This is a genomic window from Crocinitomix catalasitica ATCC 23190, assembly GCF_000621625.1.
GTDB lineage: Bacteria > Bacteroidota > Bacteroidia > Flavobacteriales_D > Crocinitomicaceae > Crocinitomix > Crocinitomix catalasitica.
In genome coordinates this window covers 39,933-55,402 of record NZ_JHXV01000024.1, presented here as the reverse complement: position 1 = coordinate 55,402, position 15,470 = coordinate 39,933, and the positions used below count along the sequence as shown (strand labels likewise).

14 protein-coding genes are annotated in these 15,470 nt (G+C 33.0%); 1 reads left to right on the top strand and 13 read right to left on the bottom strand.

Annotated features, from left to right (window positions below; genetic code table 11):
- Window positions 1-196: 196 nt before the first annotated feature.
- From T367_RS0113880 to T367_RS0113820, 13 genes are all read right to left on the bottom strand, one after another.
- Window positions 197-793, bottom strand: a complete 597-nt coding sequence (locus T367_RS0113880; RefSeq protein ID WP_027420397.1) for a sugar transferase — start codon at window positions 791-793, stop codon at window positions 197-199.
- Window positions 793-2,010 carry a DegT/DnrJ/EryC1/StrS family aminotransferase gene (locus T367_RS0113875; RefSeq protein ID WP_027420396.1) on the bottom strand — a complete coding sequence of 406 codons (1,218 nt, stop codon included), beginning with the start codon at window positions 2,008-2,010 and terminating at the stop codon, window positions 793-795. The genes T367_RS0113880 and T367_RS0113875 overlap by 1 nt, the downstream gene beginning before the upstream one ends.
- A 157-nt stretch (window positions 2,011-2,167) precedes the next feature.
- Window positions 2,168-3,193 (bottom strand): glycosyltransferase family 2 protein, encoded by a 1,026-nt coding sequence (locus T367_RS0113870; RefSeq protein ID WP_027420395.1) that lies wholly within the window; start codon window positions 3,191-3,193, stop codon window positions 2,168-2,170.
- On the bottom strand, window positions 3,180-4,427 hold the full coding sequence (locus T367_RS0113865; protein ID WP_027420394.1) for an O-antigen ligase family protein: 1,248 nt from the start codon (window positions 4,425-4,427) through the stop codon (window positions 3,180-3,182). Before T367_RS0113865 ends, T367_RS0113870 begins: the two co-directional genes overlap by 14 nt.
- Window positions 4,424-5,452 carry a glycosyltransferase family 4 protein gene (locus T367_RS0113860; protein ID WP_027420393.1) on the bottom strand — a complete coding sequence of 343 codons (1,029 nt, stop codon included), beginning with the start codon at window positions 5,450-5,452 and terminating at the stop codon, window positions 4,424-4,426. Before T367_RS0113860 ends, T367_RS0113865 begins: the two co-directional genes overlap by 4 nt.
- Window positions 5,436-6,668, bottom strand: coding sequence for a glycosyltransferase family protein (locus T367_RS0113855; RefSeq protein ID WP_157454242.1), 1,233 nt, complete (start codon window positions 6,666-6,668; stop codon window positions 5,436-5,438). The genes T367_RS0113860 and T367_RS0113855 overlap by 17 nt, the downstream gene beginning before the upstream one ends.
- Complete coding sequence (locus T367_RS0113850) at window positions 6,655-7,566, bottom strand: glycosyltransferase family protein (protein WP_027420391.1); 912 nt, start codon at window positions 7,564-7,566, stop codon at window positions 6,655-6,657. Before T367_RS0113850 ends, T367_RS0113855 begins: the two co-directional genes overlap by 14 nt.
- On the bottom strand, window positions 7,563-8,807 hold the full coding sequence (locus tag T367_RS0113845; RefSeq protein ID WP_027420390.1) for an oligosaccharide flippase family protein: 1,245 nt from the start codon (window positions 8,805-8,807) through the stop codon (window positions 7,563-7,565). The genes T367_RS0113850 and T367_RS0113845 overlap by 4 nt, the downstream gene beginning before the upstream one ends.
- On the bottom strand, window positions 8,797-10,209 hold the full coding sequence (locus tag T367_RS0113840; protein WP_157454241.1) for an O-antigen ligase family protein: 1,413 nt from the start codon (window positions 10,207-10,209) through the stop codon (window positions 8,797-8,799). Before T367_RS0113840 ends, T367_RS0113845 begins: the two co-directional genes overlap by 11 nt.
- 95 nt (window positions 10,210-10,304) lie before the next feature.
- Window positions 10,305-11,282, bottom strand: coding sequence for an NAD-dependent epimerase/dehydratase family protein (locus T367_RS0113835; protein ID WP_027420388.1), 978 nt, complete (start codon window positions 11,280-11,282; stop codon window positions 10,305-10,307).
- 34 nt (window positions 11,283-11,316) lie between these two features.
- Window positions 11,317-12,858: a ribonuclease Y gene (gene rny / locus T367_RS0113830; RefSeq protein WP_027420387.1), complete on the bottom strand. Its 1,542-nt coding sequence runs from the start codon at window positions 12,856-12,858 to the stop codon at window positions 11,317-11,319.
- A gap of 94 nt (window positions 12,859-12,952) precedes the next feature.
- Entirely contained in the window at window positions 12,953-13,240 is a 288-nt protein-coding gene (locus tag T367_RS0113825; RefSeq protein WP_027420386.1) for a cell division protein ZapA, read from the bottom strand.
- Window positions 13,241-13,243: 3 nt separating this feature from the next.
- Window positions 13,244-13,522: a hypothetical protein gene (locus T367_RS0113820; RefSeq protein WP_027420385.1), complete on the bottom strand. Its 279-nt coding sequence runs from the start codon at window positions 13,520-13,522 to the stop codon at window positions 13,244-13,246.
- Window positions 13,523-13,699: 177 nt separating this feature from the next.
- Between T367_RS0113820 and T367_RS0113815 the strand changes: the two genes are divergently transcribed.
- Window positions 13,700-15,460: a M23 family metallopeptidase gene (locus T367_RS0113815; RefSeq protein WP_027420384.1), complete on the top strand. Its 1,761-nt coding sequence runs from the start codon at window positions 13,700-13,702 to the stop codon at window positions 15,458-15,460.
- The last annotated feature ends 10 nt before the right edge of the window (window positions 15,461-15,470 follow it).

The window sequence follows — 15,470 nt, the reverse complement described above, 5'->3', positions numbered from 1 at the left end:
ATTGTACACACACAACCAAAACACTGTACATGACTACTATTCAAACAAATAGTCAAGCTCTTAAAAAAAATAAAAATGCGTATTAAATTAAGTATTAAGACCTATTAAATAAATTAATAGCATAAAAACAGAATTTTAAAGAGATAAATAGAAAATATAGATTCAATTCCGAAGCTAAATAGTTTGACAATAAAAACTATTTAAAAATTTTAAATATGGTTTGAAAAATCAATTTAAAGTCAACCAATAAACTTCTATCATTTATATAAGACAGATTGAGAGCTAATTTCTCAGGCATAATTTGATCAATATATACTTTTTGCGGATCACTAGCTTGACCTAGAATTGCCTGCTCATCGATATACTTTAATGACGCATAATCTGTCAATCCTGGTTTAACGGACAAAACATGTCTTTGCTCTTGTGAATATAAGACCACATATTCAGGAACCTCGGGACGAGGACCTACTACGCTCATATCTCCAAGAATTATATTGAGCAATTGCGGGATTTCATCCAATTTATATTTACGAATGAATCGGCCTGATTTTGTAACACGGTTATCGACACCAACTGTAATCTTTCCAAGTTGATCTGCATCTTTTCGCATTGAACGAAATTTAAACAAAGTGAAGTGTTCTTCGTTTTTACCAACTCTCACTTGTTTATAGAAGACTCCTCCTCTACTCTCACTTAAAATCCAAAAGGCCAAGCAAAGCCCAATTGGTAAAAACAAAATGAGTACAATACTTGCAGCGCAAAAATCGAAAACTCTTTTAAGCGCTAAATACATTAACCTAAAATTTTATGAACTGCGTTAATTACCGCAGTACTGACTTGCTCCAATTGCTCGTCATTCAAATCATAATAAACAGGTAAAGAAATCTCATTTGCATATTTATTGAAGGCTTCAGGATAATCCTCCATTTTATAACCTAAATTTTTATATGCGGTTAAAAGTGGCAATGGTTGAAAATGAACATTAACTGCTACTTCCTGTGCGAATATTTCTTGAATTATTTGATCCCGCTGATCTTCTGTTGCCCCTTTTATTCTTATCATATAAAGATGATAAGACGATTCCTTTTCATCATTTAAATAAGTAGGCAAAATCGCCCAGTTATGCGAACTAAAAGCATTCGTATAATGTGCGAAAATATCTTTACGTCTATTTAGGTTGTCATCATATCTATCCAGTTCAACCAAACCGATTGCAGCTTGAATATCCATCATATTACACTTATAACCTGGTTCAACGACATCATATCTCCAAGCGCTACCATTTCCTTGGGTTTTCGCTAAAGCATCTTTACTTTGACCATGTAAAGATTTTGTATTTAATTTCTTGTAAATTTCATCTGTATCTAATCGATCTGGAAAATTCATACAAACAGCACCACCTTCAGCGGTTGTTAAGTTCTTTACGGCATGAAATGAAAATACTGCAACATCAGTTACACTACCTTGTTTCTTTCCTTTATAAGACGAACCAACACTATGTGCTGCATCTGCCATCACCATTATTCGTCCTAATGTTTTCTGTTCATCAGTAGCTGGTGTAAATAACGCCTGAATAGACGATTCTCTTACCAAACTATTGATCGCATCATAATCACAGGGTAACCCTGAAATATCAACAGGTATAATAGCTTTTGTTTTCGATGTTATTTTCGAACGAATGGCTGCTACGGAGATATTAAAATCTTTCTCATCAACATCAACCATGACCGGTATAGCACCACAATGCAAAACTACATTCGCAGTTGCACAATAGGTGTAAGCTGGAATGATCACTTCGTCTCCTGCTTTCACTCCAAACCAACGTAGAACTAATTCCATTCCGGCCGTTGCAGAATTTAGACATATTGTTTTTCGACAACCTACATATTCAGAAATTTTCTCTTCAAACAACTTCGTTCTTGGGCCCGTAGTAATCCATCCTGAAAGTAAAACTTTACTTACTTCATCAACGGTTACTTGGTCCATTCTAGGTGGCGAAAAAGGTATCATATTCGATTGTTTTTAGCAAAAATAGAAGTTATTATCTAGTCGATCCGAAAAACATGGTATTTATTTCTCACCAGAATAAAAAGTTAATCAAGACATACAACTAGGTTTGCTATTTCTTTAAACGACATTTTAATAAATTTTAAAATACGTCCAGTCTCTACCCTCTTGACAATTCTTTACTCTTTATTGAGGGTTCTTGTCCTAAAATAACGAATCTCAATAAACCTTTTAAATATCCATATCCATACGATAGATGTAAAATTGGAAAGATACAACTCACTTTCATGGCCACTAAAAGGTTTGGACTAACCTTGAATGCAAATACAAGTGCCAATAGAATATAAAATAATATTCCTGCTACATAAAGCATCCAGAAAAACGGCATTAATACTGAGAATATGGCTCCAAAAATAAGTCCTAATAAAAATAAAATCGGGACCATTTGACGAATCGATGTGACAGTTTTATGCAATTTATTCACATAGACTTTCCAATAACCATACTGATAATACTGTTTGGTTAATTTTTTGACAGAACCACGAACAAAATATTCTGACTCAATTTCTGGATTATATAAAATCTTATATCCCGCTTTTGTGAGTCTGAAATTCAATTCATCATCTTGATTCCTAATTAAAGATTCATTGAAAAAGCCTATTTTATTAAAAACGTCCTTTTTATAAATGCCAAAAGCTAAAGTATCAACGAATTTTTTCTCCCCTCCTATTCTAAAAGTCGCATTCCCGACACCAAATGGACTAGACATAGCAAAGCCTATTATTTCTGCAGTTTTATTCTGGTAAACGTTTTTTATACGACCGCCAGCACACATAATATCTTCAGATTCGAAAACAGCCTCTGTATTCTTTTCTATAAAACCTGGTAATGCCTTCGCATGTGCATCAATTCGAATGATTAAATCGTACGCCGCAGCATTCAAGCCAATATTCATTGCTTGAGGCGTTGTTTTAAACGGATTGTCAATTAATTTAATCCGTGGATCTTTTACTTGTAATTCTTTAATAATCTCTCGCGTACTATCATCACTCATGCCGTCAATCACTAGAAACTCAAGAGATCCCTTATTGTACTCTTGCAAACTTAATGCTTGTAGGCAGATCGCTATATAATCTTGCTCATTACGACAAGGGATGATAATCGATATCGATTTATTCTTCTCCATCAATCAATTTTTTCTTACTATTAAATTTACTCGTTGCACTGTAAGTTAAACAAATACAAATAATTAAAGTATAAAAAACAATCCCCGATTGCCGCTGAAGCATAGATTCGAACAATGAATTAAAGATCAAATTCGAAACAACGAAAAGGAGAATATAATCCTTCCGACGAATAGCAATACCAGCTATCAATAAGAGCAGAATTATCAGGTAATACATGCCAGGTAGTCCAATATCAATTGCAATTTGTAAGAACTGATTATGAGGATTAAGTGCATGATCTTCTAAATGAGTTACGCCATAAAAAGAAGCTCTATCTTCGATATGATAATCAATATCACCTAATCCCACACCAAATGGATACCTTTGTATTATTTCAACACTCAAAATCCATAGAATTGGCCTAAGCTTAGTTCCTGCATCCGTATGGAGGTTATCACATAAAAAATCTTGAGGTTCATTATAGAATTCGCTAATCGTATCTTTCGCTGTGCGAACATCATAATCCAAAAACGGTGTATTATTCAATATTAAATATCCACAAAACGGTGAAAGAATCAGAAAACTCCATCCAATCAATGGTCCTTTTTTCTGAAATAGCAAGACTGCTATCACGACAAAAACTGCACACATTAAAAATAAAATGTTCGCAAATGAAATCAATAAAATGACAATAATTAGCCAATATCCTATTACAATAAATAAACTCGTTTTTGAAATTGATAATCCTTTTTGTCGATAGCCTATAATAAGAATAAAGCCGGCGATTAAAATATATGTACTCGAATAAGTAGGATGAATATTGAATAATTCCATTGAAGCGACATCCACAGATACTTTATTTACCAATGAATAAACGCTTAATGCAACGGTTAAAAAGAAGTTGGCTATTATAAACGAAGGGATAATTTGCCAAAAATCAATTCCTTTTTTCCGCATTAAAAATAACAATGGAAAGATAAAGAAAGACATTTTGTATTCTAGGAGTTTTATTCCGATATCCACATGTTCAGACCATAACAAACCTGCTGCATAAAACAAAAACAAACCCATGAATAAAAAATGTGGCCATGTTCCAGCAAAACTATATTTTTTTGAAACGATTAAATCGATAATAAATACAATGACAAAAAGTGCGATTGCTAATGCCGTATACTTTTGAGCGATGGTACTGATAATTATAAGTAAGCTCAAGCTTAATCCATAATAATCTCTATTTCGAATTAAAGCAATCATTTAACAGATTTATAAACGAATTGAAAGCTGTCAGTAGCAATTTGTTTCGTTCCACTTTTAGAGATAATTTCTTTATTTTTTTGTTGTACTTTCTCTAAATCCAATGATAAGGCTCTTTTAAAAAAATTTTCTTCTGAGGGTTTAAGAATGACACCGTTCTCACCGTCAACAATCCATTCGTGTGAAACCGTCAAGTCGCTCACAATTGGAATACAACCAGCGGACATCGCTTCTAAAAGACTAACAGCAGTTCCATCACTTGAAGGTATTGTTATATAAATTTTCGCCTTTTGATACTGTTTTATATTCTCTTCTTGTGTTAACCAACCTATAAACTCAATCTTGTTCGTATTTAGTTGATCCACTTGTGTTTTTAAATTTTCAGTTTCCGGTCCAACGGCTCCAATAACTAACTTCCAATCCGGATTTGAAGATGAAAACTGATGAAAAGCGTTTATAATTTTATCAATATTATATAAAGGCTTATGTAACCTATTAGAATAAATAATCTGCTCTTTCGGCTTTATTTCAATTGTATTAATTCCCAACAAGATGTATTTAACATTTTTGTTTTTAGACAAATGATGAATGGCATCAATCATCTCGTATGAATCAGCAGAAATATATGCTGATCGATCTAAAACGCGTTGCACCATTTTTTTAAAAACAATATTCCTTTTTGGCACAACCAAAACGTCACTTCCCCATGCTGTTGCAATCAGCGGAATTTTAAGTCGTTTTGTAATGATGCTTGCGAAGAAAGCTTGTCGATTAATTGACTGCACATGAACAAAATCAGGCTTTTCTGAAACTATTATCTTTTCTAGTTTTTTATTTTCTTTTAACCAAGTAAGCGGATTTTTTGCTCTATAGCTTATGACATGAGAAGAATTGACATATGTGAATTCAGTTACCTCTTCACTCACCACTACAATAGAATCAAATAGATCTTTAATCAAAAAGATGAAGTTTTCGACGTGAACCGAATTAGGTCCGATCACAATTATCTTATTGTATTTTTTCATTCAATATTTTATCAATCAAATTTGACAATTTATGCACTTGGAATTTTCTATGTAATTTAAAAATCTCTTCTTTATGATATTTCAGATGCGATTTCGTTTTCCATAATTCAAAACAATCATGGATTGCCTTCTTAATTCCAGTTATATCTTCGAAATCTGCAACAAACCCGATGTTTAATTCCTTGATTAACTCAGCAGCCACATCGTCTTTATCAACAACTGCTAAAATTGGTTTTTCTACAGATGCATAATCGAATAATTTACCTGTATACACCCCTTTCCTTCCAAAAAATGGTTGAATTAGTAAATTTACATCTGCCTTAGCCATGTAATCGAGGCTTTCACTTTGAGAGACCTTTTCAATAAATTCGACATTATCTTCAAATACCTTAGGCACTTTAAAATTTCGAGGCGAACCAACAAAACGGATCAATAAATCTTTAGGTAATTCATCCTTCAATTCAGATAAAGCTTCAAAAAACGTATTCGGTTTCCTTGTTCCATAAAAGTTGCCGGCATAAACAATCGTAAACCTTGAATTAAAATGATTTAAATCTAAGCTTAAGTCATGATCATAGCCATTTCTTATCTCTTCAAAATGCTGAACTTTAGGTAGAATTTCTTTGAAATAATCTACAATTGGATAACTAACTGTTGTTATTGCGTTTGCCTTTTGATTTATTTGACTTTCTATGGCTTCAAAATAAGCTTTAGAATCTTGACTTAATTCTGGATTTTGACTCATTTCATCCCGCATATCAGCGATCCAATTTACGCCAGGATTACTATCCAAAAAATTAGACACCACAACATGGGGAGCTGCAGGTGCAAAAGAACTAATGATCAAATCAATTTTTTCTGTTTGCTGTAGTTCAATCAGCTTTTTTCCAGCCGTTTTAATCCAGCTTGAATACTCGTCCTTAACTAACTTTTTAATGATTAGTTTTTGGGCAACTTTGAACTTGTGCTTTAATTTAGAATCACTCGATTTAAAAGACGGCAATTTAAAAATCGTCTCATTCGAGCATCGATAAATCTCAACCCCATCCTCGACTTCTTTCTTTGGACCTTTTTTATCTCCCAGACAAACAACTTTAACGGCATATTTATCCTTATCAAGGTATTTAGCGAACGCAACCATCCTATTAACGGCAATGCTTTGCAACGGTTTATACCAGGTTGTTACGAGGACGATATTCTTTTTATTTTTTGGCAATACTTTTTAATTTATCAATATAGGTTTGCAAGATAATTCTTTTATCTAGATTTTCTCTAGCCCAATCAATGTTGGCCAAATTAACAGCACCTTTATTCTGATGAAAATCATGCAACATAGTTTTAAAATCATCTGCTATTCTGTCTAAATCATCAACATAATAACATTGAGGATGCGGCTGATTCCACATGACATAATTGCCATTACTTATTGCTTCAAGAACCGACAACGCATAACCGTCATGATCTGTAAGTCGAATAAAAAACGGGCATTGAACTGACAGTTTTTTTACAAACACATTGTCAACCCAACCGTAAAAAATCATATTCTCTGGTGTTTCCAATCCTTCGCCATTTGTGCCAACGATATGAAAAGGAATCTCGGGGAAACATGACGCTAATTTTATCAAATGATTAATGCCATAAAAAACCTCTTTGTTTTGAGCAACATAAGTTAAGACAGCAGGTTTCTCAAAACTCTTCACCTTCGAATTAATATCAATACTTTTAAAAGGTAAAATTTCAGATGAAATGTTTAATTCATTCAATTCTTCTTGTAGCCATTTTGCATCAGTAAAATGCGTAGAGGCTTTTAAGTACTTATCAGTGAAAATACTTCTCGATTTATTTTCGTTTACGCTTAAAACGTCTGTACCATGCCATTGCATAAGGATACGTTTATTTAATAGACAAGCAAGATCAAGTGATTTACTTGTGCTTGTAACACCGTTAAAAGAAATAACGAGGTCAGCATTCAGTATATTCAACGCAAATTTCAATTGATCTATTTTAGAATTGTAGGTGTTGAAAAACAAATATTTATTCTGTTTGTCAAATTCACTCAATTCCAACGCGAATCTTGATGCAAAATATGGAAGACCTGTGATTAAAACTTTCATTTCTTTTTAATTAACGAGATATACCAAAAGAGTAAATAAAGATAATAAATTGACATTACTGCTGCAAAAAGCATGAGGGATGATTGAAAACTATACCCCAAATATACGCCTAGCTCGAATGCTAAGGCAGATAACAAATAACCCACAACACTAATAACAAAAGCTTTTTTCTGTTGTCTATAAATAAGTGTTATTGACGAAACTGGAGAGACTAAAAAGTTAAATAAAATCGGTATCGCCATTATCCTAGCATATTCTCCAGACATTCTCCAATCATCACCTAAATACCAAGCAAACAAAGAAGGTCCAAACAAAAATATAACAATACAAATAGGTACAGCAAAATAGCTAACCAGTTTAACCGATTTAAGAAAAATGGTCATGACATCTTCATCTTCATTTTTCTGATCATTTGCTTCTTTATAAAAAATTTGTCCAACAGCACTGCCAATTACTCTAATAGGGGCTTTTAAATATTTATTCATCATAAAGAAAAGGCCTAAATAGACAAGTCCGTATTCACGTGTTATAATGGCAAAAAGCACAAACTGACTAAAAAACAAATCACTAAATGCATGTGCTGAATTAATCAGTGGAAAGTCTTTATATTCTTTACCAACTTCTTGCATTCCTTGTTTTGATATCCCTTTAAAACTGAAAGATCTATTAAATGAATAAAATGCCATTAAAAATGAAAGAATTAATCCAATTATCCACCCATAAATCAATCCATCTACTCCAAAATTCAGATACCCCATAAAGATGGTAATCAAATTAATTGCAAGTGATTGTAAGACTTTAATACCTGAAATAAAATTATATTTTTTTTCCCTAATCAACCAGTTGGTAAGAATCGATATTCCGCTGCTAACAAATACAGCTATCCCGATATAAATAACATAATCTGAGATAGCTTCATCTTCGTAAAAGTTTGCAATTTGATCTTTAATTAAGACCAATCCTAAAGTTAGAATTGAAATAAGCGTCGTTAAAAAAAGCGCTAGTCCAATTAAATTAACCGCCTTATTTTTTGTTTTTGGTAGCACTACAGCTAATTCATATCGACCTCCAGCAACGATGGCAATGATTCCAACTATCGCCATAAAGTTCGCTTGAATAGCAAACTCTTCACTTGAAAAAATACGTGATAATAAGGGGGCAAATAAAAAAGGAATTATCTGAGCGACTACATTCCCGGAAAACAATACCAAGAAATTTTTTAAGTATGAATTACGCTCCATTTCTCTTTTTATTATTCGAAGACACTCCAACCAATGTTGCTACAAAAATCCAATTAAATTCTAGAATTAAAAAGCCACTAGGCAAAAAAGAGGCGGCGACAAAAAGTAATAAACTGATGATAAAAATTCCAAATTTAAATTTATCATCTTTATTCATTTTCCAATTACTGTAAATGAGTAAACACATTAAAAACAGTAGCAGTGCCGTAATTAATGCCCCAAACTGAGCTAAAACTTCAATAATGTATGCATGGGGAGAAATATTTGTTTTGGTATAATAGTCAATCTCTCCATTCTTATGTTTAACTCTGAATTGACCAGGTCCTATTCCTAGATAATTCGATTCTCTAAAAAAAGCAATTCCATTTTGAAGCAAACCATAACGAATCTTAAATGAATTATAATTAAGCCGTAATGAATCGTTATTCATGTTCTCTGCTTCCGTCTTAGTGAGCGGTTTATTAGGCGCCGTTTTAACTTCAACAATTTCTGTCCCTGTTGGTGATTCTACATTAACCGCTTCACTTTGAACTACTTCTGTTTGATTAACCCAATAAGGTCCGTAATATTTGTCTGTTTTAAAAAACACCAATAACATTACCACAATCGTAATAACAATATAGATCACTTTTGACCTATTCAATTCAGCTTTAGCCCAGGAGTAAATAGAAGGAGCATAATTTAAAATCGTCAAAATGATACTTGTTACAGAAATAAAAGTTCCAATTCTAGCGGACGTGATGACAGCGATAAATAGGTCTACGATTAGCAGAAATGCAATAAAAATAGGTTTCGATTTTAAGTTCTTTTCTAATAATAATATAAGTGCAGAACAGATAAGCATGTGCGCTACAACATTATTTGCGTTATCATATAAAAATATAGGTGCATAATTAATAGAACCTGATGAATCTAAGAGCATTTGATTGGTGAAACTTCCTTCGAAATGGATACCCGAAACAAATTCAAAAAGGGAGAAAAAGAGCAATAAAAAGAAGACTATTTTCAAACTAAAGCCAAGTACCGATTGCCACCTAATATTTCCTAGCTTAGACTTTGTCCAAATAATCACCCAGGAAGTCAAACACATCATAAGCAAGCTTCGAATATCGATTATGGCATCTTCGTTAAAACCTGATATAAAACTTAAACCTATGGCGTAAAGCAGCCAAAAGAGGAGGAATAATAGAAAGAAGATTTCGATTTTACTTGAAATCAATCGAATATGAAAAAATCCCAAAATGGTTAAAATTCCAACCAAAATAAGAAATGGATAAATCGTCATAAAACCAATAGATACCGCAAAAATATGTGAACCAAAGGGTACAGATATAATTAGAGAAGTGAATAATATCTCAATTATATAATTAGATAAACTAATGTTCTTAATCCATTGAAACATTTAATCTTTTTTATTCAATTTAAATAAAATGGGAGTAAAAATTAAATACATTACTAACAATAAATTCTATCAAAAGAAAATCCAGGATTAAAAAATTAATTCTGGTCGATATTTTTTACTGACATAACTTTAATATATTCCTTCATTCCCTCTGCAAAGTTAAGCTGAACTTTATAATTCAATAGATTTTTAATCTTAGAAATATTAGCTAACGAGTCTTTGATATCTCCTTTACGTACGTCGACGTAAATTGGTTGTATTTCCTCAATTCGCTTATCAATACTAATTAGGTTTGACTTTAAAATATTAACGACCTCATTTAAGTCGAAAGAATCGCCACATGCGACATTAAACGCTTCTCCAAATGCCTCTTGATTTATTGATTCAACCGCACACTGATTAGCATGGATAACATTTTTTATATAAGTAAAATCTCTTGTTTGGGATCCATCACCAAAAATAGTCGGAGCTTCACCGTCTAAGAATAATTGAATAAATTTTGGAATTGCTGCGGCATAAACACCGTTTGGATCTTGATTCTTTCCAAATACATTAAAATACCTTAGTCCAATTGTTTCCATTCCGTAGAGTTGATTAAATACTCTACCATAAAGCTCATTCGTTAATTTAGAAACAGCATATGGAGACAATGGTTTCCCCAGTTCTTCTTCGATTTTAGGACTCTTTTGAGAATCGCCATACACTGAGGAACTTGAAGCGTAAACAAAACGTTTAACACCGGCATCTTTGGCCAAAGTTAAGACGTTTAAAAATCCATGTGCATTAATTTCATTCGTTCTAACAGGATTAGCAATAGATCGTGGCACTGAGCCTAACGCTGCTTGATGAGATACAATATCTACATCTAAAAGCACAGTTGACATAAAATCAACATCCAGAATATCACCTTCTAAAAATTCGAAATTCGCATGACTTAAAAGACCTTCAATATTAGATTTTCTTCCAGTTAGAAAATTATCTACACATCTTACCTTATAACCAAGTTCTAAAAAGTGCTCACAAAGATTACTCCCTATAAATCCTGCTCCACCAGTTACCAATATTCTCTGCATGACACTCCTTTATGTGACGAATCGTCGTTTAATACTATTTAGCGTAATGTACCGCTCTTTTTTCTCTAATCACTGTAACCTTTACTTGACCTGGATAAGTCATTTCATTTTGTATTTTCTGAGAAATTACAAATGATAATTCATCCGCACGTTGATCGTTTACTTTTTCACTTTCAACCATCACACGTAATTCTCTACCTGCTTGAATAGCGTAAGACTTAATTACACCATCAAAGCCTAAAGCTACTGTTTCAAGCTCTTTAATTCGTTTTATATATGATTCAGCAATTTCACGTCTTGCACCTGGCCTAGCGCCCGATACAGCATCACAAACCTGAATGATCGGTGAAATTAATGTTGTCATTTCTATCTCGTCGTGGTGAGCTCCAATTGCATTACAAACATCTGGTTTTTCACCATGTTTCTCAGCCAATTTCATACCTAAAATAGCATGCGGTAATTCCGGCTCATCTTCAGATACTTTTCCTATATCATGTAAAAGACCTGCTCTTTTAGCAACTTTAACATTCAGACCTAATTCTGCAGCCATTATAGCACATAAATTGGCAACTTCTCTACTGTGTTGTAATAAGTTTTGTCCGTAAGAAGACCTGTATTTCATTCGACCAACCATTCGCATTAGCTCCGGATGTAAACCATGTATACCTAAATCGATACAAGTTCGACGACCTGTTTCAACAATCTCTTCGTTTAATGATTTTTTAGTTTTAGCAACAACTTCTTCTATTCGTGCAGGATGAATTCTTCCATCAGACACCAATTGATGTAAAGCCAATCTTGCAACTTCACGTCTTACTGAATCAAAACAAGAAAGGATGATTGCTTCTGGTGTATCATCAACAATAATTTCAACACCTGTTGCAGCTTCTAGCGCTCTAATATTTCTACCTTCTCGACCAATAATACGACCTTTCATTTCGTCGCTTTCAATTCTAAAAATAGATACTGAATTTTCAATTGCTTGTTCCGTTGCAACTCTTTGAATTGCTTGAACGACAATCTTCTTAGCTTCACCCGAAGCAGTAATCTTAGCCTCATCAACAATATCTTTTATATAAGACATTGCATCCGTTCTAGCTTCATCTTTTAAAGCATCCATCATTGTCGCTTTAGCCTCATCTGGAGAATATCCAGAAATTTTAGCCAACTCATTTACTTGCTTCTGATGTAACTTAATTATTTCATTCTTCTTGGTATTGATTACTGCCAATTGCTCAGTGACATCATTTTTATACCCATCAACTTCTTTATCTTTACGATTAACCTCTTCTAATTTTTGATTTAGATTTTTTTCCTTACTCTTCGTCTTATCTTCAAGACTTTGAACAGTTCTTTCGCGATTTCGAACAGCTTTTTCATGCTCTTCCTTTAATTGCAAAAAACGTTCTTTTGCTTGAAGTACTTTATCCTTCTTGATCGCTTCTCCTTCTGCCTCTGCTTCTTTAACTATATTCTCAGCTTTTCCTTTTAAAACACTTTTTTGTAATAAAAAAACTATTGCTCCACCACCTACAAGTCCAATTACTAGTCCGATGACGATATTTAATATATCCATATTTTTATACTTAATTAATTATTTTCCCCTACACGTCCCTGACCTTATTGCCCAAGTACAAAATGGTATAAAACCTGACAGATAGATTCTTTAACTATAGAACCTCGTCAATTTTATCAATAATAGATTTGATGTCTTGATTTACTTGGTGTAGTTCCTGATCTTGTTGACCAGCATCGGGCTTAGCTTGCAAAGCAATTTGTAAGGCTGTCATTGCTAACAAATCTTGCATATCTTTCACAGCGTAACTGCCTTGAAGTTTTTTAATATTCGAATTTATTCGATCAGCAGCTTTGCGAATCGCTTCTTCTTCTTCCGTCTTTATGGTCAAAGGATAAGTTCGACCCGCAATAATTACTTTTAAGGCTATCTTATCCATCATTTTCTACACTTTTAGCAATGAAATACATCTATCTATTTCTTTTACCATTTCGTCAATTTTAAATTTCAAGTCTTCTTTCGGAGCTTCAGGTTGAACTGAACCTATTTGATCCAATTTAACTTGTAACCTATCATAAGACTCATTTTTATTTTTTAACGCTGTCTTTAAACTATCAATCTCTTGAGTTTTTAATACAGATTCTTCCTCAACATTTTTCAGCTTAGAAAAAAGTGATTCAACCTTTTTATTTAAATCGTCAAGTAATTGCTTTGTCTGAGACATTGTTCTTCCAAAAAATTCAAAATTTCAAGTTACAAAAATACAATTCAGGAATCCAATTTCAAAGGAAACTTAAACGTTTTATCAAAAAGAAATTTTTAATAAGATAGTGTTAAGATAAGTCTAAATATCCTCAATGGTATTAATTTTGTTGCAAGCCATTCAAAAACAATTGAATTCATGTATAAAATTGCCCTAGCATTTATTTTATTCTCGTTCCACTCCATCGCTCAACATGATGCACACGCAAACATTGCGTACAATACGCTAAACCTGCGATCCCCTGTAAATATACCACTCATTCTTGCTGGAAATTTTGGTGAAATGCGAAGCAATCATTTTCATACTGGGTTAGACATTAAAACTCAAGGTGTTGAAGGTCATGAAATATTAGCAATTGAAGATGGTTATGTGTCTAGAGTACGAATTTCAGAATGGGGATATGGTAAAGCCCTCTATATCGATCATCCGAACGGACTAACAAGTGTATACGCACATTTAAGTGCTTTTCCTGATAAAATCGATGACCTTATCTACATGCACCAACAAAAAAATGAAGCTTTTCAAGTCGATGAAATTGTACTTTCAGATTCTGTTTTCGTAAAAAAAGGTGAATTAATTGCATATTCGGGTAATTCAGGTGGATCAAGTGCCCCACATCTTCATTTTGAAATTAGAGAAACGAAATCTGAACATGCGCTCAACCCTCTTTTGTTTAAATGTTATAGAGACCTAATCGCAGACAACCGTCCACCAGATATTCGAGGAATAAAATTATACGCGGTTTCAAATCAAGGTTATTTGATTCCTGGAAAATCAACTTATTATACTTGCACTAAAAAAGGGGACAATTGGGTAATAAATAATGACAAACCTATCAACATAGATAACCTTTATACAGAAAACTCTTATTTAGGGTTTGGGTTTCACACAACAGACAAATTAGACGCAGCTTATAACACTTGCGGAATACATCATACTGTGCTCAACAGAAATGACACCACTGTACAAGAGCAAGTGATTAATTATATCAACTTTGACAATAATCGATACCTCAATTCTCATCAGGACTACTATTCGTTTAAACAGGAAAAAAAGAATATCCATAAACATTTTAAAACGGATCTTAACCCTTTAAATATTTATAAAATAAACGAAGGTAAAATCTCTTGGAACAATGCAGCATCCCACTATAACTTTATCGCATACGATGTACATGGGAATAAAGAAAATGTGAAATTCGAATTAAATGCACCAACAGCAAAACCTGCTAAAAACCCACTATCAAATACAAATGCTTACTATTTTCCTGATAGTGTAAATACTTTCTTAAAAGAAGACTTCCAAGTTTTAATGGAACCTGGTACTTTTTATGAACCGCTACAAAAAACTTACAGAAAAGATACTATTTCAAAATATTTGAGTCCGATTTACGAATTTTCTGAAAGCACTATTCCGGTACAGAAGAGATATGATCTACGAATTAAAGTTCCAACTGAATTAACAGACGTTAATAGATTTAAACTTGGGATTGGTGTTTTAGATGACAGAAATAGACTTTCATTTTTAGGCGGTTTTTATATTGATGACTGGGTAGAGACTGCTTCGAAACAATTCGGAAAGTTCATTTTAGTTATTGACTCGATCGCACCAATAATTCAACCTTTAGACTTTTCAAAAGGAAAGGATATCAGTAAATTCTCAACCCTCGAATTAACAATTGAGGACAACTTATCAGGAATTAAAACCTTTGCAGCTTATTTAAACGGATCCTGGGTACTTACAAATTGGGATCGACGCAAAAAGAGATACATTATCCCTTTAGACAAAAGATCAAAAAAAATTCTAGTTGAAGGTAAAAACTTCATCAATATTATCGCAATAGATATGAAGGGAAATAAACAAGAGTTACGCACCGAATTACTTTACCATAAGCCATAAAAAAAGTGTA